The 23,746-nt window shown below is 61.6% G+C and carries 20 protein-coding genes; 9 read left to right on the forward strand and 11 right to left on the reverse strand.

The window, feature by feature from the left end:
* Positions 1 to 14 precede the first annotated feature (14 nt).
* The 3 genes from phaP (at position 15) to clpA (ending at position 3,790) form a co-directional block, all read left to right on the forward strand.
* Positions 15 to 722, forward strand: a complete 708-nt coding sequence (gene phaP / locus MMAR10_RS17150; protein ID WP_011643223.1) for a phasin family protein — start codon at positions 15 to 17, stop codon at positions 720 to 722.
* A gap of 424 nt (positions 723 to 1,146) precedes the next feature.
* Complete coding sequence (clpS, locus tag MMAR10_RS06680; RefSeq protein ID WP_011643224.1) at positions 1,147 to 1,476, forward strand: ATP-dependent Clp protease adapter ClpS; 330 nt, start codon at positions 1,147 to 1,149, stop codon at positions 1,474 to 1,476.
* 4 nt (positions 1,477 to 1,480) lie between these two features.
* Positions 1,481 to 3,790, forward strand: coding sequence for an ATP-dependent Clp protease ATP-binding subunit ClpA (clpA, locus tag MMAR10_RS06685; protein ID WP_041637387.1), 2,310 nt, complete (start codon positions 1,481 to 1,483; stop codon positions 3,788 to 3,790).
* Positions 3,791 to 3,865: 75 nt separating this feature from the next.
* Here the strand turns inward: clpA and MMAR10_RS06690 are convergent, their stop codons facing one another.
* Positions 3,866 to 4,972 (reverse strand): helix-turn-helix domain-containing protein, encoded by a 1,107-nt coding sequence (locus MMAR10_RS06690; protein WP_011643226.1) that lies wholly within the window; start codon positions 4,970 to 4,972, stop codon positions 3,866 to 3,868.
* A gap of 201 nt (positions 4,973 to 5,173) precedes the next feature.
* Here MMAR10_RS06690 and MMAR10_RS06695 point away from each other — a divergent pair, with 201 nt between their 5' ends.
* Complete coding sequence (locus tag MMAR10_RS06695) at positions 5,174 to 6,001, forward strand: DUF2306 domain-containing protein (protein ID WP_011643227.1); 828 nt, start codon at positions 5,174 to 5,176, stop codon at positions 5,999 to 6,001.
* A gap of 23 nt (positions 6,002 to 6,024) precedes the next feature.
* Here MMAR10_RS06695 and MMAR10_RS16130 read toward each other — a convergent pair whose 3' ends face one another.
* A complete protein-coding gene (locus MMAR10_RS16130) occupies positions 6,025 to 6,435 on the reverse strand; it encodes a helix-turn-helix transcriptional regulator (RefSeq protein ID WP_011643228.1) in 411 nt (136 codons plus the stop codon).
* A gap of 167 nt (positions 6,436 to 6,602) precedes the next feature.
* On the opposite strand from MMAR10_RS16130, the gene recQ reads away from it, so the two are divergent.
* Entirely contained in the window at positions 6,603 to 8,414 is a 1,812-nt protein-coding gene (recQ, locus tag MMAR10_RS06705) for a DNA helicase RecQ (RefSeq protein ID WP_041637389.1), read from the forward strand.
* A 78-nt stretch (positions 8,415 to 8,492) separates the two neighbouring features.
* Positions 8,493 to 8,906, forward strand: coding sequence for a hypothetical protein (locus MMAR10_RS06710; RefSeq protein WP_150099726.1), 414 nt, complete (start codon positions 8,493 to 8,495; stop codon positions 8,904 to 8,906).
* Between the two features lie 6 nt (positions 8,907 to 8,912).
* Here the strand turns inward: MMAR10_RS06710 and MMAR10_RS06715 are convergent, their stop codons facing one another.
* From MMAR10_RS06715 to MMAR10_RS06735, 5 genes are all read right to left on the reverse strand, one after another.
* Positions 8,913 to 9,350, reverse strand: coding sequence for an HIT family protein (locus MMAR10_RS06715; RefSeq protein WP_011643231.1), 438 nt, complete (start codon positions 9,348 to 9,350; stop codon positions 8,913 to 8,915).
* A gap of 81 nt (positions 9,351 to 9,431) precedes the next feature.
* Positions 9,432 to 9,932 carry a hypothetical protein gene (locus MMAR10_RS06720; protein ID WP_011643232.1) on the reverse strand — a complete coding sequence of 167 codons (501 nt, stop codon included), beginning with the start codon at positions 9,930 to 9,932 and terminating at the stop codon, positions 9,432 to 9,434.
* Positions 9,929 to 11,110, reverse strand: a complete 1,182-nt coding sequence (locus MMAR10_RS06725) for a GNAT family N-acetyltransferase (RefSeq protein WP_011643233.1) — start codon at positions 11,108 to 11,110, stop codon at positions 9,929 to 9,931. Before MMAR10_RS06725 ends, MMAR10_RS06720 begins: the two co-directional genes overlap by 4 nt.
* Positions 11,111 to 11,121: 11 nt before the next feature.
* Entirely contained in the window at positions 11,122 to 12,483 is a 1,362-nt protein-coding gene (locus MMAR10_RS06730) for a M48 family metalloprotease (RefSeq protein WP_011643234.1), read from the reverse strand.
* Positions 12,484 to 12,596: 113 nt separating this feature from the next.
* A complete protein-coding gene (locus MMAR10_RS06735; RefSeq protein WP_011643235.1) occupies positions 12,597 to 15,269 on the reverse strand; it encodes an Rne/Rng family ribonuclease in 2,673 nt (890 codons plus the stop codon).
* 497 nt (positions 15,270 to 15,766) lie between these two features.
* Here MMAR10_RS06735 and MMAR10_RS06740 point away from each other — a divergent pair, with 497 nt between their 5' ends.
* The 3 genes from MMAR10_RS06740 (at position 15,767) to prfB (ending at position 20,789) form a co-directional block, all read left to right on the forward strand.
* On the forward strand, positions 15,767 to 16,960 hold the full coding sequence (locus MMAR10_RS06740) for an N-acetylmuramoyl-L-alanine amidase (RefSeq protein ID WP_190273962.1): 1,194 nt from the start codon (positions 15,767 to 15,769) through the stop codon (positions 16,958 to 16,960).
* Between the two features lie 96 nt (positions 16,961 to 17,056).
* The gene (locus MMAR10_RS06745; RefSeq protein ID WP_011643237.1) at positions 17,057 to 19,558 is read left to right on the forward strand and encodes a penicillin-binding protein 1A; all 2,502 of its coding nucleotides are present in this window, start codon (positions 17,057 to 17,059) and stop codon (positions 19,556 to 19,558) included.
* Positions 19,559 to 19,660: 102 nt separating this feature from the next.
* Positions 19,661 to 20,789, forward strand: a protein-coding gene (gene prfB, locus MMAR10_RS06750; protein ID WP_150099727.1) for a peptide chain release factor 2 whose coding sequence is annotated in 2 segments (ribosomal slippage) — positions 19,661 to 19,729 and positions 19,731 to 20,789 — 1,128 coding nt in all. Because the reading frame shifts where the segments join, the coding sequence is not laid out codon by codon here.
* Here prfB and MMAR10_RS06755 read toward each other — a convergent pair.
* From MMAR10_RS06755 to MMAR10_RS06770, 4 genes are all read right to left on the reverse strand, one after another.
* Positions 20,786 to 21,106, reverse strand: coding sequence for a winged helix-turn-helix domain-containing protein (locus MMAR10_RS06755; RefSeq protein ID WP_011643239.1), 321 nt, complete (start codon positions 21,104 to 21,106; stop codon positions 20,786 to 20,788). The two genes, prfB and MMAR10_RS06755, sit on opposite strands and share 4 nt — an antisense overlap.
* Positions 21,107 to 21,115: 9 nt before the next feature.
* Complete coding sequence (locus MMAR10_RS06760) at positions 21,116 to 21,733, reverse strand: hypothetical protein (protein ID WP_011643240.1); 618 nt, start codon at positions 21,731 to 21,733, stop codon at positions 21,116 to 21,118.
* 63 nt (positions 21,734 to 21,796) lie between these two features.
* Complete coding sequence (locus MMAR10_RS06765; protein WP_011643241.1) at positions 21,797 to 23,014, reverse strand: acyltransferase family protein; 1,218 nt, start codon at positions 23,012 to 23,014, stop codon at positions 21,797 to 21,799.
* Positions 23,015 to 23,223: 209 nt separating this feature from the next.
* Entirely contained in the window at positions 23,224 to 23,703 is a 480-nt protein-coding gene (locus tag MMAR10_RS06770) for a bactofilin family protein (RefSeq protein ID WP_233353878.1), read from the reverse strand.
* Positions 23,704 to 23,746: the final 43 nt, after the last annotated feature.

The following is a 23,746-nucleotide window of genomic DNA, read 5'->3' on the forward strand; positions in this document are numbered from 1 at the left end:
GACAGTGACCTGAGATGAGTAACGTCGAAAAAACTTCTACCGCAACGCAAGCGGACGCTGCCAAAGCGACTGCTCCGGGCGCCTCCAAGGGCGCATCGGTCCAGGCGAAAGCGGTGAAGGCGACTGCAAAGGCGAGCCCGGCCAAACCGAAGACGGCGACCAAGCCGAAATCGGTTCCGGCCAAAAAGGCCGCGCCGAAGAAGTCGACGGCGGCCGTGAAATCCTCGCCGTCTAACCCCGCCCCCAAGGCGACCGCCTCGGCTCAGACGCCCAAGCCGGCCGCCCGTGCATCAAAGAGCTTTGCCATGAACGATACCATTGAGAGCATGACCGCCTCGAGCAATGAAGCGCTCAAGGAAGGTTTCGAGAAGACGCTGAAATCGGTCACCGAGGCCAGCAACTTCCAGAAAGAAACCATCGACGCCCTGATCGCCTCGGCGACGGTCGCCGGCAAGGGTTTCGAGACCGCCAATGCCAACGCCGTGACCTATGCCAAATCGGCCGCTGAAGACGGCGTCGCCGTGGGCAAGAAGCTCGCGTCGGCCAAGTCTGTCCAGGAAGTCTTCGAGATCCAGTCCGAGTACACCAAGTCGGCGATGGATAACTATCTCGCCGAGATCAACAAGACCTCGGATCTCTTCTCCGACCTGTTCAAGAATTCCGTGAAGCCGCTGAACGATCGCGTCGCGGCCGCCATGGAACTCGCACAAGTTCAGCGCTGATCACCGCGCGACGACTGATTTTGAATTTTCCTCCCCGACTGGGCCCGGTGATCTGTCACCGGGCCCTTTTTTTTGTCGGCGTCGCCCTGTTGCGGGCAGTCTTGCCTTGTCGGCGTGGCCTTGTCGGCCGTCTTGGGATGGCGGATGACGATCACCCGGCGTCCAGTGCGTCCCGGCGCCGGTTTTCCGGCTGCATGGCGAAACGCTGGTGTCCTCCCCGACCGGGCCCGTTGTGGTCCGGCGGCTCCCCGTCGAATGCAGGGAGCGCCTTTTTAGGCCCTTCGCGGCGAAACGGGAAGCACGAATTTGTCGGGCGTGTTATTCTGGGGGACGGGCGGTGCTGCGGACCGTCCCTTTCCAAGTCCGGCGCGGATTCCTATCTGTGCTGATGAGTAGCGAAGTAATATTCGAGCACGATTAAAATATGACCGAACGAAAACATGACGATACTGGCGTTGAAGAGGGAACCGGCCTCGCAACGAAGACGCGGCCAGCCACGAAGAAACCATCGCTTTACCGTGTTCTGCTACTCAATGATGACTACACGCCTATGGAGTTCGTGGTCGAGGTTCTGGCCCGGATTTTCCGCAAGTCGCCCGAGGATGCAGCGCGAATCATGCTGCATGTTCATCAGAACGGTGTCGGAATGTGCGGCGTGTACACATATGAGGTTGCCGAGACAAAGGTAGCCCAGGTCATGGACGCCGCACGGCGGGCACAACACCCGCTCCAGTGCACAATGGAAAAGGAATAGAGTGGTGCCTTCATTCTCTTCAGACTTGGAAGACAGCCTGCACCGCGCTCTGGGATACGCCAATGAGCGTGGGCATGAATTTGCGACCCTGGAGCATCTCCTTCTTGCTCTTGTGGACGATCAGGACGGCGCAGCGGTGATGAAAGCCTGCGACGTTGATCTCGATGAACTTCGAGCGACCCTGACCGAGTATGTGGACAATGAACTCACCGAGCTTGTGGTCGACGATGATGAGGACGCAAAGCCGACCGCCGGTTTCCAGCGTGTCATCCAGCGCGCCGTGATCCATGTCCAGAATGCCGGGCGTGAAGAAGTCACTGGCGCCAACGTGCTGGTAGCCCTGTTTGCCGAGCGAGAGAGCCATGCGGCCTACTTCCTCGCCGAGCGGGACATGACTCGCTATGACGCGGTAAATTTCATCTCCCATGGCATCGGGCGCAAGCCGGGCGCGTCGGAAGAACGGGCCGTCCGCGGCACCGAACCGGCCGAAGAGCCTCAAAAGGATGGCGACGCGCTGACCGCCTATACGGTCAATCTGAACGAGAAGGCCCGCAATGGCGGTGTTGATCCGCTGATCGGCCGTGATTCAGAGGTCGAGCGTTGCGTTCAGGTCCTTTGCCGCCGTCGCAAGAATAATCCGCTTCTGGTTGGTGATCCGGGCGTTGGCAAGACCGCCATTGCCGAAGGGATTGCGCGCAAGATCGTCGAGAACCAGGTTCCCGATGTCCTCGAAGGCGCCACCATTTATTCGCTGGACATGGGATCGCTGCTGGCCGGGACCCGCTATCGCGGTGATTTCGAAGAGCGGGTGAAGCAGGTCGTCAAGGAACTCGAGGAAAAGGACAATGCCGTCCTCTTCATCGACGAGATTCACACCGTCATCGGTGCCGGCGCCACGTCGGGCGGTGCCATGGACGCGTCAAACCTGCTCAAGCCGGCGCTCCAGTCGGGCAATCTGCGCTGCATGGGGTCGACGACCTACAAGGAATATCGCCAGCATTTCGAAAAGGACCGGGCCCTGGTGCGCCGGTTCCAGAAGATCGATGTTGCCGAGCCGTCAGTGCCGGACGCGATCAAGATCCTGCAGGGTCTGAAGACGTATTTCGAGGACTTCCACGATGTCCGCTTCACCAATGACGCGCTGAAGTCGGCGGTCGAGCTTTCCTCGCGCTACATGGGTGATCGTAAACTGCCGGACAAGGCGATCGACGTCATCGACGAGGCCGGTGCGCAAATGCGCCTGCAGCCGGTGTCCAAGCGCAAGAAGACCATCGGTGTGAAAGAGGTCGAGGGCATTGTTGCCACGATGGCCCGCATCCCGCCGAAATCCGTGTCCAAGGATGACGAGCAGTCGCTGCGCAATCTGGAAACCGAGCTGAAGCATGTTGTCTTCGGCCAGGATGAGGCGATCAGCCAATTGTCCACGGCGATCAAACTGTCCCGTGCGGGGCTGCGCGAGCCGAACAAGCCGATTGGCTGTTATCTCTTCTCGGGACCGACCGGTGTCGGCAAGACCGAGGTGACAAAGCAGCTGGCGGATACGATGGGTGTGGAGCTGCAGCGGTTCGACATGTCTGAATACATGGAGCGCCATGCCGTTTCCCGCCTGATCGGCGCACCGCCCGGTTATGTCGGCTTCGACCAGGGCGGACTGTTGACCGATGGCATCGACCAGCATCCGCATTGCGTGCTGCTGCTCGACGAGATCGAGAAGGCCCATCCGGACCTGTTCAACATCCTCCTGCAGGTGATGGACAATGGCACGCTGACCGATACCAACGGCAAGAAGGTCGACTTCCGCAATGTCATCCTGGTGATGACGACCAATGCGGGCGCTTCGGATGCGCAAAAGGAGTCGATCGGTTTTGGACGGGGCAAGAAGACCGACGAAGCCGACAAGGCCGTCGAGCGCCTGTTCACGCCGGAATTCCGCAATCGCCTCGATGCGGTCATTCCGTTCGCGCCGCTGTCGCCGGACTCCATCGGTCGGGTGGTCGAGAAATTTGTCCTCCAGCTGGAAGCCCAGCTCATTGATCGCGGCGTGACCTTCGAACTGACGCCGGATGCCACGGCCTGGCTCGCTGAGCGCGGCTATGACAGCCGCTTCGGTGCTCGTCCGCTGGCCCGGGTCATCCAGGAGCACATCAAGAAGCCCCTGGCCGACCAGATCCTGTTTGGCGAGCTCAAGAAGGGTGGTCTTGTGAAGGTAGATGTCGACGCGGCCGACAGCGAACGCCTCGACTTCCATGTCACACCCGGTGACCGGCTCCTGCCGCGCAATGCCAAGAAAAAGGACAAGAAGGAAGAGGTCTGATTCTCACCTTTCTGTTCAATGAGAAACGGCGCCCCTCGGGGCGCCGTTTTTCGTTTCGGGCCAATTGCAGAGGGCTCAGCGGGATGCAGGTTGCGGCAAATGCACTGGCCTGGCGGCCTGTCTGATCCGGCCATTCCTGTACTCACGCGGCGTCATGCCGACGCTCTCCTTGAAGGCGCGGTTGAACGGGCCGATCGAAGCGAAGCCGCTGTCCAGGGCGACATCGAGGATACTGCCCGTGCCTTGCGGATTGGCCCGCAGCAGGTCTTTGGCGTGATTGATCCGGTAGCGGTTGATGAAACGATTGAAATTGCGCTCGCCCAGGCCAGCCGTGATGGCGCGGCTGATCCGGTAGTCAGGCTCGCGCAAATGTCGGGCGAGGGAGGCGACCTTGAGGTCCGGATCCAGATAGAGAGCATCGGCTTCCACCCGAGCGCGGATATATTCTCCCAATTCTTGATCGGCGCGCTTGTCGGCTTCGGACGAAGTGTGAGGCTGCCGGCCGGCTGCCAGCAGTGGGTTCCGGCTGCGCCAGACCACGCCAAATCCGGTGACCAGGAAAATGGTTGCGGCACACCCCGCTTGCAGGAGCGCCATCAGGGCTGGGTCGAAACGGGTCGAGTCGCCGTGATCCAGCAACATCACGCAAATCCCGACACCGAGCCCGAAACTGCCAAGGAAGGCGACGCGCAGACGACGCTCGGCGACCGGCGCCGATTGCGTCCAGCCGCGCAGACCTTCCCAAAAGGCCAGAACCAGCACGGTGGAAGACAACATCCCCTGGAAGCCATAAGTCGCCGCCGTGATCGCCTCCATGCCGGCAACCCCGAAGACGCGCTCCGCTGACGCCGCGGTCAGTAACTGGACCAGCACCGCGGGCAGGAAAATGCCGCTGACCACCAATGCTTGCGGCCAGCCGAACCTGACATCGGTGCGGAACAGGCCGCGGGCGACCAGCCAGATGCAGCTGCAGCTGGCACATCCAGCGACGATGAGGAGAGGGGTCAGTGCTGCGGGCGTGGATCCGAAAACTTCCCGGACCATGACCGCTGCCAGGCCGGTGCAGAAGCAGGCCCAGGCAATCTGCAATCCGCTGCGCTGCCGACGGGAGACCACGATCAGGATGGAGGCGATTGCCGCGATACAAATGGCGAATTTGATGGCGTTGGCGACTTCGAGCATTGGCAGCGCGTCCTTGGTCTTCTCGCCCCCCGGCGCAGCCCATGGTGTCGCACATTCCGGGCCAGGATCAAGCTTTGCACGGGTGAGGGCATAAAAAACCGGCCGATTTCCAAATCGGCAAGACCGCTGGTGTTGGGACGTATTGGTTAGGGGCACGGCCTCGGCTGGCCGTTTTTGTTGAATTTTTGCAAGGGTTAGATCATGTCCGACACCGCTGCCGTTCCGCCCCGGCTTCACCGTTTCACGCCGCAAGCCCTGTTGGGTGCCAGTGGTGTGCTCTGGTTCTCGATTGCCGCCGCCGGGCAATGGTTGTTCGCCTACTACATCATTGGCGCCTACGTCCCGCGCACGGCGACCGGTGAGTTCGAGCGCTGGAATGAGACCGGCCTGATTGACGGCTATGCCCAGGGCGACCTGATCGGCAATCTTGGCTTTATCTCCCACGTCCTGTTGGCGGCTTTTGTCAGCGTTTCTGGCGTGATGCAGCTTCTTCCCATTGTCCGGCGGCGTTTCCCGACCTTCCACCGCTGGAACGGCCGGGCGTACATGTCGGTCGCTGTTTTTCTGGCGGTCGGCGGCATCCTCCTGGTCTGGGTGCGTGGCACGCGCATGAATGATCTGGCCGCGTTGGGGACCACGATTGACGGCCTGTTGATCCTGGTGACCGCTGGTTTCACCTTGCGCCATGCAATCGCGCGCCGGATCGACCAGCATCGGCGCTGGGCCATGCGCCTGTTCGTTGTGGTCAATGGTGTGTGGTTTGTCCGGGTCGGCTATATGGCCTGGGCGATTGCCAGTGGCGGGGCCGGTATGAGCCGTTCCTTGAATGGCCCGGCGGATATCCTGATGCCCTATGCCGCCTTCCTCGTTCCGCTCGTCCTGCTCGAATTCTACATGCGGGCCCGCGACAGCCGGTCGTCGGGTTTCAAGCTGGCAGTAACCGGCGCCATCGCGCTTGGCGCGGGTATCACGGCGCTTGGCCTGTTCGGAGCCTGGATGATGATGTGGTCACCGAATATCGCGTATTGAGCAAGCAGCCGCGGTCGGTCTGCTCAGAGGGTCTGTTGGGCTCGGCGTTCCTGCCGGTGCAGATTGAACGCAAGATGCACCAGCAGCGCGCCAAGGCCGAGCAGGCCGACCCCGACGGCGATCCGCATATCGGAATCGAACCGATGGACCAGAGCGGTAACAAGCGACGCATAGATTGAAAAGGCGAGCGCGTGCCAGAGCCAGGCTTGCCAGCTGGACTGTCGACCAGGTGGTTCGGACCGGGCGCGGGTTGCAAGGTGGGCTTGGATCTCTTCCGCCGTCATGTCGAAACTGGCGGCCAGCGCCTTGACCGCTTCCAAGCTCGCCGTGCGTCCACTCTCGATCCGCTGGATCGTGCGTTCGCTGAGATCGCAAATCTGCGCCAGGTCCGCTTGTGACCAACCGCGCGAACGGCGGAGTGTTTTCAGGCTCATTTTGATCGTCGCTCCGATTTTGCGGGACCGTTTTAACCCATCAGGGTGGTGCCCGCCACGACACCAAGCCGACATCTGCCGCGCAGTTGTGGCGCTGGCGTGCGCCTGGCGGATTGAAGCCAATCGCAATGTCCCGCAAAACAGGGGCTCGTGATCGGATCGATGTCATGCTCCAAACCCGCCCTGAAGACATGCTGCGTGAGACGTTCGGCTTTCCTGGGTTTCGTCCGGGACAGTCGGATATCGTCGACCACATCCTTGCCGGACGTCCGACACTGTGTGTGATGCCGACCGGGGCCGGCAAATCAATCTGCTACCAGCTTCCGGCGCTGATGCTGGACGGGATGACGGTCGTGATCTCGCCGCTGACAGCGCTGATGGATGACCAGGTCGCCGCGCTGCAGGCCAATGGTGTCGCCGCCGCCGCGATTCATTCCGGTCGTGATCGCGTCGACAATGTCGAGACCTGGCGCCAGGTCCAGTCGGGTGATGTGCAATTGCTCTACCTGTCTCCGGAACGCTTGATGACGCCGCGCATGCTGGCTGCGCTGGAAGCGCTGGATCCGGCCATGTTTGTCGTCGACGAAGCGCATTGCATTTCCAAATGGGGGGCGAGTTTCCGCCCGGAATATGAAGACTTGTCGAAATTGTGCGCCCGCTTCCCGTCGGCGCGGCTGGCGGCCTTTACCGCGACAGCCGATGAGGCGACGCGCCAGGACATTGCCGACAAGCTGTTCGGTCAGGGGGGCGAGATCGTGGTGCACGGTTTCGATCGCCCGAATCTCACTCTCGGCGTCGCCGCCAAGGCGTCGTGGAAATCCCAGCTGCTGGAATTCCTTGATGACCGCCGTTCCGAGTCCGGCATCATCTATTGCCTGTCACGCAAATCGACCGAAGAGGTTGCCGGCTTGTTGCGCGAGGAGGGGTTCAACGCCTTGCCTTACCATGCCGGCCTGTCTCCCGAGACCCGGCGCGAGAACCAGGAACGCTTCATGGCCGAGGAAGCGGTCGTGATGGTGGCGACCATCGCCTTCGGGATGGGCATCGACAAGCCGGACATCCGCTACGTCTTCCATCTTCACATGCCCGGTTCCATGGAGGCCTATTATCAGGAAATCGGTCGCGCTGGCCGGGATGGCCAACCTGCGGAAACCATGATGCTTTTCGGCTTGTCCGATGCCCGCATGCGGCGCCAGTTCATCGATCAGGATGGTGAGGATGGCGAGCACAAAAGGCGCGAGCACAAGCGGCTCGACAGCTTGCTGGCCTACTGCGAAGCGACCCGTTGTCGCCGCATCTCACTGCTTGCCTACTTCGGCGAAACCGGCCGGCAGGCCTGTGGAAATTGTGACCTGTGTCTCGACCCGCCGGTGCTGATTGACGGCAGTCTGGACGCACAAAAACTGTTCTCGGCCATCCTCAGAACCGGGGAAATGTTCGGCGCCGCCCACGTCATCGACGTTCTGCGCGGTGCCGACACCGAGAAGGTTCGTGCCCGGGGCCATGATAGTCTTCCGACCTATGGGGTCGGCTCAGACCGTCCCAAACCGTTCTGGCAGGGTTTGATCCGACAGAGCGTGGCGGCGGGTCTGATTGAGATAGATATTCAGGGGTTTGGTGCGCTCAAGCTGGCGGGTGAGGCCCGCGCGGTCCTGAAAGGCGAGCAGACTTTCAAGATCCGTGAGATCAGCACCAAACCGCCCAAGTCGCGGCGCGCTCCCAAGTCGGCGAGCGTAGACCCGTCGACCGTGGATGCCACACTGCTTGCGGCGTTGAAGGCCAGGCGGCGCGAACTGGCCGCCGAGCGTAACGTGCCGGCCTATGTTGTCTTTTCCGATGCGACACTGATCGACATGGCGCAGCTCCGACCGACCAATCTGGAGCTCATGGCGTCAGTCAACGGGGTCGGGCCGAAGAAGCTTGAGACATTCGGACAGATTTTCCTCGACGTGCTGCAGGAGCATGGCGGACCCAATTGAGCCTGTTCCGGAATGGTGACTCTCGGCAGATTTCATGGAGAAATGTCGGCGGGTGACAGTCCGATGTCGGAGGCTTCGATGAAACAGCGAGATACGCCTTTCTACATCCTGATCGGATTGTTGTCGGTTCAGGTCGCCTATGGGCTCTACTGGGCCGGATATGACGTTTCGGCTCGACTGGATCTCTGGGAAAATCAGGCCTTGGCCACCGCCTTTGTGCACAGCCTGACGATGACCCAGGAAGTGTTTTTCTTTTCGCATGTGGCCCTGAACATGGTGGCGCTCGGACTGACTCTCGCCGGACGGCACTGGGCGCTCCCCGTCTTTATCCTGTCTTTTGTCTGCGATCGTGCGGACTGGGTCATCATGGGCAGTAACAACCTGTTTTCAATCCTGGTTGATGTCGACACGTGGGCCCTGTTTTCCTTCACGCTACAGGGCGCGATCATCGCCCTGTTGGTCTTTCTGAGATTTGAAGGGCGATTGCGCTGACCGCAATCAGGGCATCGTGATCTCCGCGGCGATGCGCCTGGCTTGATCCTCGAGGACTGCCATGTCCGCCTGTCCGCCGCCATGAGCTCCCAGTGCGACACCATCCTGTCGTGGAATGATATGGAAATGGACGTGAAAGACCGTCTGGCCCGCCGGTGCGCCGTTGAACTGGGTCAGGATGATGCCGTCCGGCCTGAGGGCTGACTTCACGGCATTTGCGATGCGCTTGACGCGTAGAATGGCGGCTTGCAGGGCGCCGTCTGTCATCTCCAGCGCGTTGCGGGCGGCCTCGCGCGGAACAACAAGTACATGTCCGGGCGCTTGGGGAAAAATGTCCATGAAGGCGAGGACGTGGGCATCTTCATACACTTTCACGCATGGCAGCTCGCCCCGGAGGATCTTGGCGAAAATATTGTCAGGATCGTATTGACCGTCGAGGCTCATGGCTTCAGCTCCGCTAGTGATGGCATCGGAAATTGGGTAGCGCGTTCGTCATGACTGCGTCCAGCGTTCGCGCGGAGGCGGTCATTCATCGGGGCGTCCATAGGCACCATTCATGCCGGCTGTTCGCAACCGTTCGAACCAGTTTGAGCCCGGCGTGGTGTCGGCGACCGGATATCCCAGTTCTTCTTCTGTGAATGGCGCGGGTGCGGCGGGCGCATGGCTGCGTTGACAGGCTTCGCACCATCGACGCGAAGAGAAAAACGGGTGAAAGGAGCCCAACAGGGTGATGATGGCCATGGCAAACCAGCGCCGGGTACGACGGGTCTCAGCGCCGCAGTCCGGGCAGGGGAACATCGGCTCCAGTGTTTGCTGCCGGACAAAGTCGAGCCAGTCCTGCGCGTCCGCCACATAGGCCGGCGGTATCAGGACACGTGGTCGGCTCGATCCGAATTCGAGCGATGGCTTGATCGAGATGAAGTGCCAGTCGGCCACAATTGCGGGAATGCCGGCCGCCTGCAGCGTACAGGCAACAACCACGGCTTCACCCTGCCAGGGGGAAAATGTCGACGACTTGGAGGTCATACAGGCAAGTCCTTGCGAAACGGGCTGTCGGCGTCCTGGGCACGAATATCGGCCCGGACGGCCGCTCGTTCTTGCTCAAGATACTGACCGACAGCCTGACCGAAACCTTCATTCTCGATGAAGTGGGCTGAATGGACCTCGGTTGGTTCATACCCTCTGGCAAGTTTGTGCTCGCCCTGGGCACCGGCTTCAACCCGGTGCAGGCCGCGCGCGATCGCGGCGTCGATGGCCTGATGGTAGCAAAGTTCGAAATGCAGGAAGGGATGGTCCTCCAGTTTTCCCCAATAGCGCCCATACAGTGCGTGGGAGCCGACCAGGTTCAGGGCCGCCGCGATGTATCGGCCGTCCTTCTTGGCCATCACCAGCAGCACACGATCTGCCATGCGCTGATGAAGGAGGTCAAAGAAGGTGCGGTTCAGATAGGGGAATCCCCATTTGCGCGAGCCGGTTTCCTGATAGCAGGCGTAAAACACGTCCCAGTGCTCCGGGCGCAATTCTTCACCGCTCAAATGCTCGATCGTGATGCCCGATTGGGCTGCCGTCCTTTCCTTGCGCAAGGCTTTGCGCTTGCGCGAAGACAGGTCTGCCAGGAAGTCGTCATAGCTATTATAGCTTCGGTTTCGCCAGACATACTGGCGATCAATGCGGGGCAATAGGCCTGCGGTTGCGAGCTCCGAGCGCTGTTCCCCGGCCGGAAAATTGACGTGCCAGCCCGACACGCCCCAACGCCGGGCCATGTCGCAGGTAGCCTGGATCAGGGCATGACGCAGATCCGCCGATGCAGCGAGGATGCGACGTCCGGTTACGGGAGAGAAGGGGACCGCGGTCAGGAGTTTCGGGTAATAGCGTCCGCCGGCGCGCTCATAGGCATCGGCCCAGGCCTGGTCGAACACATATTCTCCCATCGAATGGGATTTCACATAGAGAGGGACGCTACCCACAAGGTCGCCGCGGGCGTCCCTGGCTATCAGGTGGCGCGGGAGCCAGCCGGTGCCCTCGCCGATACAGCCGCTTTGTTCGAGGGCTTGCAGGAAATCCCAACTGATAAAGGGATCGTATTCGGCGCCTTGTGGATTGGCGAGTCGGTCCCAGTCCTCGCGCGCGACCTCGTCGAGCGAACCGACAGCCTGCACGGTTAGCGCCATGGGGTGGTCGCCATCATCCGCCGGAGGCGCCATTCGCGGTCCGATCAGTTTCGTTGCTGGCGTCGGATCTGACGCATCTCGGCCTCGGTTGGCAGGGAAACCGATTCGATCTCTGTCGCCCGGACCCAGGCCGGAGTGCCGATCTCGAGTGCCGTTCTCGCCCGCGATGCAAACTGGTGCGCACGCTGGCGGTTGCCGGCGGCGTAGGATTGCTCGGCAATCGCCAATTGGGCGAGGGCCGTATCACCATTGCGTTCATGCACAATCGACAGCTGATACCAAGCGAATCCATTGTCCGGCTCGATATCCAGCGCGACGCGGAGGTTTTGCGAAGCCTCTTCGAGGTGATCCGGATCGTCAGTCGCGATCAAAGACGTGGCGAGATTGATCCGCAGCAGGGGCGCGGTCGGTTCGAGTTCGACCGAGCGCCGATTGGGCGCAATGGCTTGCCCCGGGCGGCCGCTTTCAAACAGCATCTGCGCATGAAGCTCATGGAAGTACGGGTTTTCCGGTTCCTCGGCCAACAGGCTGGCAATCTCTTCAAGGGCCCGCTCAAGTCGGGCGTCATGGTAATAGGCTACCGCCCGGGCATAGCGGGCGGGCAGGGACTGGTCGCTTTCGGGATAGCGGTAGAACACGAACTCGGGTTCGGCGAGAAAGCCATAGATCTTGCCCTGGATCCGCTGCAGGCGGGCAAGCTCCTCGGGACCGTCGAGTGTTTCATAGTAAGGCGACTCTGTGGCGCCACCCCGCAAATTCGCGATGCGTTCCGATGAGAGCGGGTGGGAGCGGAAATACGGGTAACGCCGCGCATTCGACATCACTTCTTGATAGCGAAAACGCTCGAAAAACTGGACCAGCCCTTGGGCAGACTGGCCGGTGGCCTCCATGAATTGAAGCCCGGCCTGGTCGGCGGAGGCTTCCTGGGCGCGGCTGTAGGTCATGAAGGAAAGGGCGCCGAATTGCTGCGATGAGGCGAGCAGGGCGCCAGCGGCACCGCCTTCGCCGGCAAGGGCCGCAAGGACGCCCAGGCCGAGGCTGACATACATCGGCGCCTGGGCAGCCGCGATGCCGTCATTGACGCGCGCCAGGTGGGCGCCGGCTATGTGTCCGGTTTCATGGGCAATCACGCCCTTCAGCTGGTTCGGCGTGCCCGATTCCAGGATGATTCCGGTGTGAAGAAAAATGTTCTGGCCGCCGGTCACGAAGGCGTTCAGGGACGGGTCCGCGACGATATACATGTCGACATCGGCCGGCTGCAGACCCGCGGCGACGAGAATGGGGTCAGCATAATCGCGCAGCATATGCTCGATTTCGGTGTCCCGGATCAAGGACTGGCCGAAAGCCGGTGTGTATGTGGCCACAGCGAAAACGCAGGCTGCGGCGACGGTTTTCAGGATCGACATCCTGCCTCCACTGATCGGCCCCCGCTCGGTCCATCATAGCGACGTCACCCCAAGACGCCAGCCAATGCTACCAAGATGGGTTGCCCGGCGATGCCGGGCAACCCTGATCCTGGTCAGTTTCCGAACAATCCGGTCCGGTTCCACCAACCGCGGCGCTTCGGCTTGCCATCATCTTCGGCAGCCTCGTCCGTCTTGTCGGCTTGGGTATCACGTGGCTCGGCCCCGGATTCCGTCGGGTCCGCCTGCGGGGCCGGCGCGGATGCTTCAGCCGCCGGCTCGTCCGTTGCGACAGGCTCTTCAACCTTCTTGCGTCGGGTACGACGCTTCGGCTTGGGAGTCTCTTCAGCCTTGGCCGGTTCTGCGGCCGGGCTGTCCGCTTCGGTCGCTGCTGCTTCGGTATCGGCAGCCTCAGGGGCCGGATCTGCAGCCTTTTTGCGCGGGCGGCGGGTCCGTTTCTTCGGCGCGTCCTCTGCCACAGCGTCGGCCGGGCCCGCATCTGCGGCTGGCTCGGTGCTGGTTTCCGCATCGGACGAAGCCGCAGCCTCGTCATTTGTCGCTGCCTTTGTCGAACGCCGACGCGGCGCGCGTTTGCGCTTGGGGGCTTGCTCAGCCGCGTCCGCAGACGGTTCGGCTTCGGCCGACGCTTCGGTCGCTGAGCTGTCCGGATTGGCGGTGTCGGAAGCCGGCGCATCTGAGGCTGGCGCGTCGGCTGACGCTTCGCCGGCTACGGCTTCCTCGCCATTGGTCTCGCCTTCGGTCCGGCGACGACCACGGCCACCACGCCGGCCGCGACGGCGGCGACGACGGGGTTGGTCATCATCGTCCTCACCCGACCCATCACGACGGCTTTCTGCCTTGTCGGCATTGTCGCCCTCATCGCTGTCCTCGGCCTCGACATTGACCACTTCCATGGCGGCCGTGGTGTCATCGGAAGACGGCTTGCGACGGCGGCGACGACGGCGACGGCGCCCACCCGAGGCTTCGCGGCCTTCCTGTTCGTCGTCAGTGTCCGAGTCGTCCTCTTCCGGAACGTCCGGGATCTCGATCTCCTCGATCGATTCGACCGACAGCGGGGCCATGACAAGCTCTTCGCCCGGTTCGCGGTTTTCCAGCGCTTCGATCGAGAATTCCGGTGCCAGGATCGTGTCGTCCGCCGTGACGGCGATACTCATCGAAAAGCGTTGCTCGATCATCAGGAGGTGATCGCGCTTGTCGTTCAACAGATAGATCGCGACGGCGGTTGGCACCGAAATGCGAATCCGCTTGGCGCGGCCGCGTGTGCCTTCCTTTTCCAAGCCACGCAGGGCAACCAGTGCACTCGATTCAGTCGAACGCAGATGGCCGCTGCCCTTACAGGTCGGGCAGGTCGTCGTGGAGCCTTCGAGCAGGCTGGACCGGCGGCGTTGGCGGGAAATTTCCATCAGCCCGAATTGCGAGATCCGACCCACTTGCAGGCGGGCCCGGTCACGCTTGAGCATGTCCTTCATCTTCTTCTCGACGGCACGATTATTCTTGTTCTCGTCCATGTCGATGAAGTCGATGACGATCAGACCGGCCAGGTCACGCAGGCGCATCTGGCGCGCAGCTTCCGCTGCGGCTTCCAGATTCGTTTTCAGCGCGGTGGCTTCAATATTCCGCTCGCGCGTCGATTTGCCGGAGTTCACGTCGATCGAGACCAGGGCCTCGGTCGGATTGATCACCAGATAGCCGCCGGATTTGAGCGGGGCGACATCAGAATAAATCGCCTCGAGCTGGGCCTCACATTGATGGCGCAGATAGAGCGGGACGGCTTCCTTGTAGTGCTGAACCTTCTTGGCATGGCTCGGCATCAGCATCTTCATGAAGGCTTTCGCCTCCTTGTAGGCCTCTTCGCCTTCCACCAGGACCGAGTCGATTTCCTTGTCATACAGGTCACGGATGACGCGTTTGACCAGATTGCCTTCTTCATAGATCAGCGACGGTGCCACCGAACTCAGCGTCAGCTCGCGGATATTCGTCCACAGGCGCAGCAGGTAGTCGGCATCCCGCTTGATCTCGGTCTTGGTGCGCGAGGCACCCGCCGTGCGGATGATCAAGCCGACGCCCTTGGGCAGTTCGAGCTCGGATACAACAGATTTCAGACGCTTGCGGTCAGAGGCATTGGAAATCTTGCGGGAAATGCCACCGCCGCGAGGCGTGTTCGGCATCAGCACGCAATAGCGACCGGCCAGCGACAGATAGGTCGTCAGGGCTGCGCCCTTGTTGCCGCGCTCTTCCTTGGCCACCTGGACCAGCAGGATCTGGCGCCGTTTGATGACTTCCTGGATCTTGTATTTGCGGAACATCTGGCGACGGCGGCGGGCAGCCTGCTGGTCGCTGATGTCGTCGTCTTCGCTGTCATCGCCAATGGTTTCAGGTGCCTCGGCCTCACCTTCGCCGTCCGCATCCTCGGAGGCATTGTCGGCAGACCGCACCGATTCGGACTTGGTCTCTTCGACCTCGTCGTCCTCGTCGTCAGCCGCAGAGGCTTCTTCCTCGGCGAGGGCCTGACGGTCCTCGAAGGGGATTTGATAATAGTCCGGGTGGATTTCATTGAAGGCCAGGAAGCCGTGACGATTGCCACCATATTCCACGAAGGCCGCCTGCAGCGACGGCTCGACCCGCGTTACTTTCGCGAGATAGATGTTGCCGCGGATGGGGCGGCGAGCGGCCGCTTCAAAATCAAAATCCTCAACCTTCGAACCGTCGAGTACGACGACGCGGGTCTCCTCGGGATGACCTGCGTCGATCAGCATTTTCTTGGACATTAAAGTCGTCTCCTGCGCCCGCGCACATTCGCCTGTTTCCTGCCGGAAGGCGGGACAGGGCGGAGAGTGACGGCGGGGGCGAGATGGACGGGGTGCGGCCTGTTTTCAGTGCTCTGGGCATCAGGCGCTCCCCCGCGCATCGGCAGTTACCATTAGCGTCCCGCTCCGATAAGGGAGGACGCGGCGGTCGGGGCCCCGGAAAATTCTTCGGTCGGACCGGGGCGACGATTAGCGTGTTGGCAGATGCGTATTGCTTTGCCGCTTCGCGCCTCGCAGACGCACTCGACCGGCAAATCCGGTGGTGCGACGCCAAGGCCTTGGCAACATGCAACATTCGAATGCGGAAGAAAAGGCTTTCGCGCGGTCGGCGAAAACAACGGGAAATTTCTGCCGGGCATCAACCAAACGTCAAGTTCCATGCGCTAGCGTTACGCAAAAGCCGTGGACAGAACCGCGGCATGTGCGATGGTGTAGTGATGCGGGTTCAACAGTTATTTTTGGCTTTGTCAGCCGGTCTGGCGCTATGTGGCGCCGGCCTTGCGGACCAGGAAGTTCGGGACGTCCGCTTTGGTGTGGAGGTCGCGACAACCCGTGTGGTCATCGAGATGTCCGAGGCGACCGAGTTTCGCGCCTTTACTCTTGATGGCTTGTCCGACCGTCTCGTCGTCGATCTGCCGCAGGCGCGGTGGTCGGTCGCGAGTCTCGTTTCGGGCGAGGGCGTCGGTCATGGTCTGGTTGATGCTTTTCGCTTTTTCGACAACTCGATGACGAGTTCCCGCGTCGTGTTTGAACTCGAACATCCCGCTGTCATCGTCAATCAGTTCGCACTCGACCCGGCAACACCCGGTGGCAATCATCGCCTCGTGATCGATGTCGAGCGAACCAGCGCAGACAGTTTCCAGACGGCCTCCGGATTCAACCACACCCGCGCCGACTCACTCGATTCGCTGATCGCAGAGCGTGTCGAGGCGGTGTATGTGCCGCCGCAGCGTGATCGCCGTGTGATCGTGATCGACCCTGGCCATGGCGGCCGCGACCCGGGCTCCATCGGCCGCAGTGGAACGCATGAAAGCCAGGTCAATCTTGAAGCCGCGCGCGAGCTGCGCCGGCAGTTGGAAGCGACCGGCCGGTATGAAGTCCTTATGACCCGGGATCGCGATATCTACCCGTCCTGGGAAGAGCGCGTCGGCGTCATGGAAGACGCGCGTGCTGACCTGTTCCTGTCGATCCATGCCGACAGTTCAAGCAATGCCGATGTCCGTGGCGCCGCGGTCTACACACTGAATGACCGGGCCGAGAACCGGGCCCGGGCCCGGGCTCGCGAGGACTCCAGCCATACCCAACAGGCCGACGTGAACAACATCCTGGTCGAACTGGAATTGCGTGAGAAGCGCAACCAGTCCTCGGCCTTTGCCGAAGTCCTGCTGGAGCATCTCGATGATGCCGGCCCGCTTCTGGCCAACCCGCACCGTCAGGCCAATCTGTTTGTCCTTCTGGACCCGCGCGTGCCGGCTGTCCTGCTGGAAATGGGTTTCGTGACCAACCGGACCGATGAGAGCAATCTCAACTCCGCCTCGGCCCGTCGCCGCCAGATGGAAGCTGTGACAAGGGGCATCGACAGCTATTTTGCCCGGCGCGGGGATGATGGCGAGCTGCTGGAGCAGACAGCGATTGCACTTCCGGCTCGCTGACTCCCTTTCAACTCCTGTCAAGCGCGGCCATAATGCCGACGTGTAGTCATGCTCGAATGACACCCTGACCAGCGGGTAGAGCGGCCAGAGGGCAAAATGAAACTCTTCACCTTGCGTAATGTGTTGCGGGCGGCCCTTTGGGGCGGTGTCGCGGCGGCTGTTCTGGCCGTCATCGGCTTCATCACCGTTGCGGTTTACGTCGTGCGTGTGACCGACGATCTGCCCGACTATCAGCAACTGGCCGAGTATGAACCGCCGATCATGAGCCGGGTCCATGCCGGCGACGGGTTGCTGATCGCTGAATATGCCCGCGAGCATCGCGTCTTCGTGCCGATTGCCAATATCCCGCAAAATGTCGTCCATGCCTTCATTTCGGCCGAGGACAAGAATTTCTACGAGCATGGTGGCCTGGACTTCCGCGGCATTATCCGCGCCGGCCTGTCAAATATCTCCAATATTCTGCAGGGCCGGCGCCTCGAAGGCGCCTCCACGATCACCCAGCAGGTCGCAAAGAATTTCCTGCTGTCGAGCGAGCAACGCCTCGAGCGCAAGGTTCGCGAGATGGTGTTGTCGCGCCGGATCGAGCGTGCCTTCACCAAGGACCAGATCCTCGAGCTCTATCTGAACGAGATCTATCTCGGCAATCGCGCCTATGGCGTGGCAGCGGCGGCACTGAATTATTTCGGTCGCTCGCTGGATGAGCTGGAACTGCACGAGATCGCTTACCTGGCGGCCCTCCCGAAGGGCCCGGCCAATTATCATCCCGACCGCCACCACCAGGCCGCGCTGGAACGCCGAAACTGGGTGCTCTCGCGCATGGCCGAGAATGGCTATGTCACCGAAGAGGCCGCTCGCGAGGCGATGGCGCGTCCGCTTGAGACCGTCGACCGCCTGTCCGGTGCGACCTATACGGCCGCAGAATATTTCGTCGAAAATGTCCGCCGCGAAGTCTTTTCTCTCTATGGCGAAGACGAACTCTATGATGGCGGACTGTCGATCCGGACCACACTCGATACCCGCATGCAGCTGGCGGCCCGCAGCGCCCTGCGCAACGGTCTCGAAACTTATGATCGCCGCCACGGATATCGCGGTGCGCTGGAAACCATCGAGCTGGGTGAGGGGTGGATGGAACGCCTCGCTGCCGCCGAGATCCCCCGTGATCTCGACGAAGGGTGGTTGCAAGCCGTCGTGCTGGAGACGACTTCTGACGCGGCCCGGATCGGCCTGCTCAATGGCGAGGAAGCCTCGATCCCGATGGCGGCGCTTGAATGGGCCCGCGAAACCCTGCCGGATGGCGAGATCGGTGAGCCGGTCTCCCGGCCGTCCGAGGTTTTGACCGCAGGCGACGTCGTCCTGGTGGAAAGCATTGCGGATCAAGAAGGCTATTCAGACGGGCAGTACGGCCTGCGTCAGGTGCCCGCGATCAATGGCGGCATCATGGCGATGGACCCGCACACCGGTCGTGTGCTGGCGATGATGGGGGGCTATTCCTTCCAGCACAGCCAGTTCAACCGCGCGACCCAGGCCCGCCGCCAACCCGGTTCCGCGTTCAAACCCTTCGTCTATGCCTCCGCGCTGGACAATGGCTATACGCCAGCCAGCCTGATCCTTGATGCGCCCTTTATCGCCTCCGGTGGCGGCGATGAGCGCTTCTACATGCCGTCCAATTATTCTGATCGCTATTACGGCATGTCGACCTTGCGGCTGGGCCTTGAGCTGTCGCGCAATGTGATGACGGTCCGCCTGGCCCAGGAAATGGGCATGGCGCCAGTCGTCGATTACGGCACCCGTTTTGGCATTTATGATGAGCTGGAGCCTGTCCTGGCCATGTCGCTGGGCGCAGGCGAGACAACGCTTTACCGACTGGTTTCGGCCTATGCGTCCATGGTCAATGGCGGCCGCCGTGTCGAGCCGACCATCATCGATCGGGTCCAGGACCGGAGCGGTTCGACGATTTTTGCTCATGAAGTCCTGCCTTGTGAAACCTGCGATGTTGACGCTTGGGATCAGCAGGAAGTCCTGGAACCGCTCTTCCCGGAAACCCGCGAGGAAGTGATCGATCCCGTCACCGCTTATCAGGTCGTGCACATGCTGGAAGGCGCCGTGCAGAGCGGTACAGGTACAGCTTTGCGGCCATTGCCATGGACCCTGGCTGGCAAGACAGGCACCACCAATGATTTCCGCGATGCCTGGTTCATGGGTTTTGGTCCGGACCTCGTCGTCGGCGTCTATGTCGGCTTCGACACACCCTTCCAGCTTGGCTCCGGCGAGGCCGGCGGCCGGGTCGCGGCGCCGATCGCCCGTGACTTCCTGGAAGTCGCTCTTGAAGGCTATCCGGTTGCGCCATTCCGCGTGCCGCCGGGCGTGCGCCTTGTGCCGATTAACCGGGTCACCGGCGAACCGGGTGTGCTGGGGCAATCCGGCGTCATCCTGGAAGCTTTCCGCCCCGGTACCGAGCCGTCGCGTCAGACCGATGAAGAAGAAAGCGGCCTGAGCTTTGCCCGATCCTCCGTCAGCGATGATCCGCTGGCTTTCCTGCTCAATGAGCAGGAAGAAGAAGAGGAAGAAGAAGACGATGAACTGGGCGGGCTCTACTGAGCGGCCCGGCTCTCGGCCTGTATCGAGCGGCTTGTCTAGGCAGGTCGCTCTGATTATCTCCTTGTGACTGATCTCTTTGCCGAATCGCAGGATTGATTGCCCATGCGCGCAGACATCCAGACCCTGTCCGACGAAATCCAGCAGGCAGTTGGCCTGCTGAGGAGGCGTCTTTGACTGGGATACCGCACAAAAACGTCTCGACGAGCTGAACGCCAAGTCGGAAGCGCCGGATTTCTGGAACCAGCCCCAGCAGGCCCAGGCGCTGATGCGCGAGCGCAACCGCCTCGAGGCAGCAATCACGACCGTGGTCGAGGCCGAGCAGGAATATTCCGACAGTCTCGAGATCATCGAACTGGCCGAGATGGAAGATGATGCCGAGATGGTCGAGGAGGCTGTCGCCGGTCTCAACGCCCTGGCAGAACGCATGCGCCGCGCCCAGCTGGAAACCCTGTTGTCCGGTGAGGCCGACGGCAATGACGCATTCGTCGAGATCCACTCCGGTGCCGGCGGCACCGAGAGCCAGGACTGGGCTGCCATGCTGGCGCGGATGTATTCGCGCTGGGCCAACGCCCATGGCTACAAGGTGGAGACGATGGAAGAGCAGGCCGGTGAGGAAGCGGGCCTGAAGTCGACGACCATCCTGGTGAAGGGCGAGAATGCCTATGGCTGGCTGAAGACTGAAGCCGGCGTTCACCGGCTGGTGCGGATTTCACCGTTCGATTCAAGCGCCCGTCGGCATACGAGCTTTTCGTCGGTGGGTGTCTATCCGCAGATCGATGACGCCATCGACGTTGATATCGATGTGTCGAAGGTCCGCACCGACACCTATCGGGCGTCCGGTGCCGGCGGCCAGCACATCAACAAGACCGATTCCGCCGTGCGCCTGACCTACGACATGCCGGGTGAGGAAAAGCCTGTTGTGGTGCAGTGTCAGAATGACCGGTCGCAGCACAAAAACCGCTCCCAGGCCTGGGACATGTTGCGGGCCCGGGTCTATGAGATCGAGCTGCAACGCCGCGAAGCGGCGGCGCAGGCCGAAGCTGACAGCAAGAGCGAGATCGGCTGGGGCCACCAGATCCGGTCCTACGTTCTGCAGCCCTACCAGATGGTCAAGGATCTGCGCACCAATGTGGAAACGTCCAACACGGGCGGGGTCCTTGATGGTGATCTGGATGACTTCATGGCGGCAGCGCTGGCGGCCCGTGTCGGTGGCGAAGAGGACGAGGCCTAGTCCTCGTCGCCGTCATTGCGGCCTGCAGCCAGCAGGTCCGACATCGCATTCACATATCGGGCAAATGCGGCACGGCCGGCTTTGGTGATGCGCACGCGGGTCAGCGGTTTGCGGCCGAGGAAGCTTTTCTCGATCGTCACGTATCCGGCGTCCTCAAGCTTGCGCAGGTGAACCGACAGATTGCCCTGGGTCGCCTCGAGCGCAGCCTTGAGCTCATTGAAATCGGCGGCTTCTGCCTGAACGAGATACGTCATCACGCCCAGTCGGAGGCGTCCATGGATGACTTCGTCAATCTGGCCGATCGGGGGCGTGCTCATCGGCTGCGCTCAGTCAGCCTTACGCGCAAGGCGCAGGAGCACGAAGCCGGGCAGTGCCATAAGCAGAAACAAGGCCAGGGCGACAACCAGATTGAACAGGGGCTGGCCCATGGTCAGGCCCAGCGCCGCCGCGGCGAGAAACCAGCCCAACGCGACCAGCCCGTACCACAGGCGTTTTTGCAGTCTGGCCGCGACAAACCAGGCCCCGCCCTGGATCGCGAAAACGACCGGGACGTAGTAGAGCCAGAGCGAGAAGTCGTCCAAGCGGATGGCATTGAAGCCGAACACGAACACCATGGCGAGATTCATCAGGCCGGTCGCCTGGAAGGCCGCCTCATAGGCTTTGCGGGTTGTCGTCCCGGTGGGTTGATGCCTGTCATTCCACAAAACGATGACCAGAACGACCAGAAAACCGCCCGTTCCCCCGATCGCCGCTGCCAGGTGCATCCAGCCGGGAACCGGAAATACGCCACTCGCCCCGGCCCAATGAACAAGGGTCTGAGCGCCATACAGCAGTCCCGCTGCCAAAAGCAGCTGACCGAAACCGGGTGACGGTCTCGGGTCGCCCTCGGCGAGCGTTCGCAGGAAAGCCAGGTCGGCGCGGGCACTATCCAGATCATCAGACATCGCTATTCCCTCGGGTTGGGGCCGGCACGCCAGACGGGAGGCGTGCCGGCAGTCTGGCGTGATTCAGGTGGCCCCGTCTGCGGGCATGGCTATCGCCATTTTGCGCGACGGTCCGTGGCGACGTCCATTCAGCCAGCCACCGACCCAGCTATTGCGGACCAGGAGTTGGTAGCTTGCCAGCAGGACTGAGAATGTCACCGTCAGGATTGCGGCGAATTTGACCATGGCGGGCAGTTCAAGGTCCGAGACGGCGACCTGGAGTGCCATGACGAGCGGCAGGTGAAGCAGATAGACCCAGTAGGACGCATCGGCGAGATAGCGCCAGACCCGGTTCTCCTTGGCGAAAACATGCAAGGCTGCACCGGTCAGTCCGAAGCCCCAGGTCCAGACCGCCAGAGCATAGGCGATTGCGACCGGTGCGCGGTCCATCCCGGCCGCAACGGGCATGAAATTTGGCGTCATCCCGACTTCCATGACCAACCAGCTGGTCAGTCCGAGGGCCGCCAGAAGATTGATGTGCCACATGCTTTTCCAGGCCTTGAGGACGAGCTCGCTGCGTCGATGGATGGCCCAGCCCGCGGTGAACGCCGTGCCGTAGGCGATCAATGCGCCGGTGTTGGGCAGGAAGCCGGTGTCAGGCGTCGGGATCCCAAACCAGCTCATCCACATGGGAGTCGTGATGAACCACGCCGCCAGCGGGGTTGCCAAGACGAAAAGGCCGAGCGGCGAGCGCGCCAGGACAGCGGTGAGGCGGTCGATCAAGCGGCCGACATGATCCTGTCGGTCAACCAGCTTCATGACAGCCGAAATCGGCGTCGCGACGGCATAGAAAATCAACAACAGATAGAGGAACCACAAATGGGTCAGCGGGAAGGTTTCCAGGGTGAGGGGCGGTGATTCCCCTTCAGGCATTTCTCCGCCATTGGCCTTGACCGCCCCCCAGATCAGCGCAGCCACAATGGCAGCGAAAACCGGGAGCCAGAAGGTCACCAGCGGGAGTGCGATACGTCGGCCCCGATCGGCGAGGAAACCGAGCAGGCCGCGGCGCTGCAGGGCAAGGCGCCCGAAATAACCTGCGATCAGGAAGAACAGGGCCATCCGGAAAATATGGGGAACATAGAAGGCAAGGCTGAATGGGGCCGCTGCCTGGCTGTCCTGAACGATCCAGATGGGGATGCCCGGGATAAAGGACATGGATGCATGCAGGACAACGCCAAGAAAGAGTGCGATGGCCCGGACAGCATCAAGCGCGTGGATGCGAGGCGGTGAAGGGTAGGTCATGGATGGCTCCGAATTATCGTCAGGAGCGGTTTATCAAAAACAAGTTTATAAATCAAACTTGTTTTTGATGCTCGAAACTGAGGCCGAACCATCCGGCCTTTGGTTGGCGGAATGCCTTTGAAACAGGTGATTGTTCAGAGGGATATAGGCGCAAAGAAAAAGCCGGCACCCGATGGGTGCCGGCTTCTTTCACTTGCATGTCGCCGAGCCTAGAAGCCCGATTTCGATGCCACGGGCGGCTCAAGCGAGCCCAGCGGGTCCTGATCCTTGCCAGGTGCCGGCGGCTTGCTGTCGGCCTTGGCAGACGGTTCGGACTTGACGCCATTGTCCTTGGCGGCGGGCTTGTTGGACGAGCCGCTGTCTTTCAACGGATCGGAAGAATGACGGCAATGGCCATCGAAGAAGGCGCCGCTCTCGACGGAGAGGGCTGCGTGGACAATGTCGCCTTCGATGCGGGCGGTCGCCGCAAGCTGGACCTGGCGGGCGCGAACGCTGCCGGTCACTCGTCCGCGGATGACGACGGTCTCAGCCTGGACTTCGCCAGAAACGGTGGCGTCTTCCCCGATGATCAATGAACCGGCACGCACATCTCCGTCCACAGTGCCATCCAGCTGGATTTCACCGTCGGAAACAATCGAACCGGTCATGACGAGGTCACCGGAGAGAATGGAGGGGGCTTTCGATTTCATGGCGGTCCTTTTCGGGGGCGCGCTGAACGCACCGGTCTCGGGA

Origin of the sequence: Maricaulis maris MCS10 (assembly GCF_000014745.1) — a bacterium.
Lineage (GTDB): Bacteria > Pseudomonadota > Alphaproteobacteria > Caulobacterales > Maricaulaceae > Maricaulis > Maricaulis maris_A.

Bases quoted from the DNA above. Each gene is read 5' to 3' on its own strand.
- clpS (WP_011643224.1), top strand. From the start codon at position 1,147: ATGACCGAACGAAAACATGACGATACTGGCGTTGAAGAGGGAACCGGC.
- MMAR10_RS06745 (WP_011643237.1), top strand. From the start codon at position 17,057: ATGAAACTCTTCACCTTGCGTAATGTGTTGCGGGCGGCCCTTTGGGGC.
- MMAR10_RS06725 (WP_011643233.1), bottom strand. From the start codon at position 11,110: ATGGCGCCTCCGGCGGATGATGGCGACCACCCCATGGCGCTAACCGTG.
- MMAR10_RS06765 (WP_011643241.1), bottom strand. From the start codon at position 23,014: ATGACCTACCCTTCACCGCCTCGCATCCACGCGCTTGATGCTGTCCGG.
- MMAR10_RS06715 (WP_011643231.1), bottom strand. From the start codon at position 9,350: ATGAGCCTCGACGGTCAATACGATCCTGACAATATTTTCGCCAAGATC.
- MMAR10_RS16130 (WP_011643228.1), bottom strand. From the start codon at position 6,435: ATGAGCCTGAAAACACTCCGCCGTTCGCGCGGTTGGTCACAAGCGGAC.
- phaP (WP_011643223.1), top strand. From the start codon at position 15: ATGAGTAACGTCGAAAAAACTTCTACCGCAACGCAAGCGGACGCTGCC.
- recQ (WP_041637389.1), top strand. From the start codon at position 6,603: ATGCTCCAAACCCGCCCTGAAGACATGCTGCGTGAGACGTTCGGCTTT.
- MMAR10_RS06690 (WP_011643226.1), bottom strand. From the start codon at position 4,972: ATGCTCGAAGTCGCCAACGCCATCAAATTCGCCATTTGTATCGCGGCA.
- MMAR10_RS06730 (WP_011643234.1), bottom strand. From the start codon at position 12,483: ATGTCGATCCTGAAAACCGTCGCCGCAGCCTGCGTTTTCGCTGTGGCC.
- MMAR10_RS06695 (WP_011643227.1), top strand. From the start codon at position 5,174: ATGTCCGACACCGCTGCCGTTCCGCCCCGGCTTCACCGTTTCACGCCG.
- MMAR10_RS06710 (WP_150099726.1), top strand. From the start codon at position 8,493: ATGAAACAGCGAGATACGCCTTTCTACATCCTGATCGGATTGTTGTCG.
- MMAR10_RS06755 (WP_011643239.1), bottom strand. From the start codon at position 21,106: ATGAGCACGCCCCCGATCGGCCAGATTGACGAAGTCATCCATGGACGC.
- MMAR10_RS06770 (WP_233353878.1), bottom strand. From the start codon at position 23,703: ATGAAATCGAAAGCCCCCTCCATTCTCTCCGGTGACCTCGTCATGACC.
- MMAR10_RS06735 (WP_011643235.1), bottom strand. From the start codon at position 15,269: ATGTCCAAGAAAATGCTGATCGACGCAGGTCATCCCGAGGAGACCCGC.
- MMAR10_RS06720 (WP_011643232.1), bottom strand. From the start codon at position 9,932: ATGACCTCCAAGTCGTCGACATTTTCCCCCTGGCAGGGTGAAGCCGTG.
- MMAR10_RS06760 (WP_011643240.1), bottom strand. From the start codon at position 21,733: ATGTCTGATGATCTGGATAGTGCCCGCGCCGACCTGGCTTTCCTGCGA.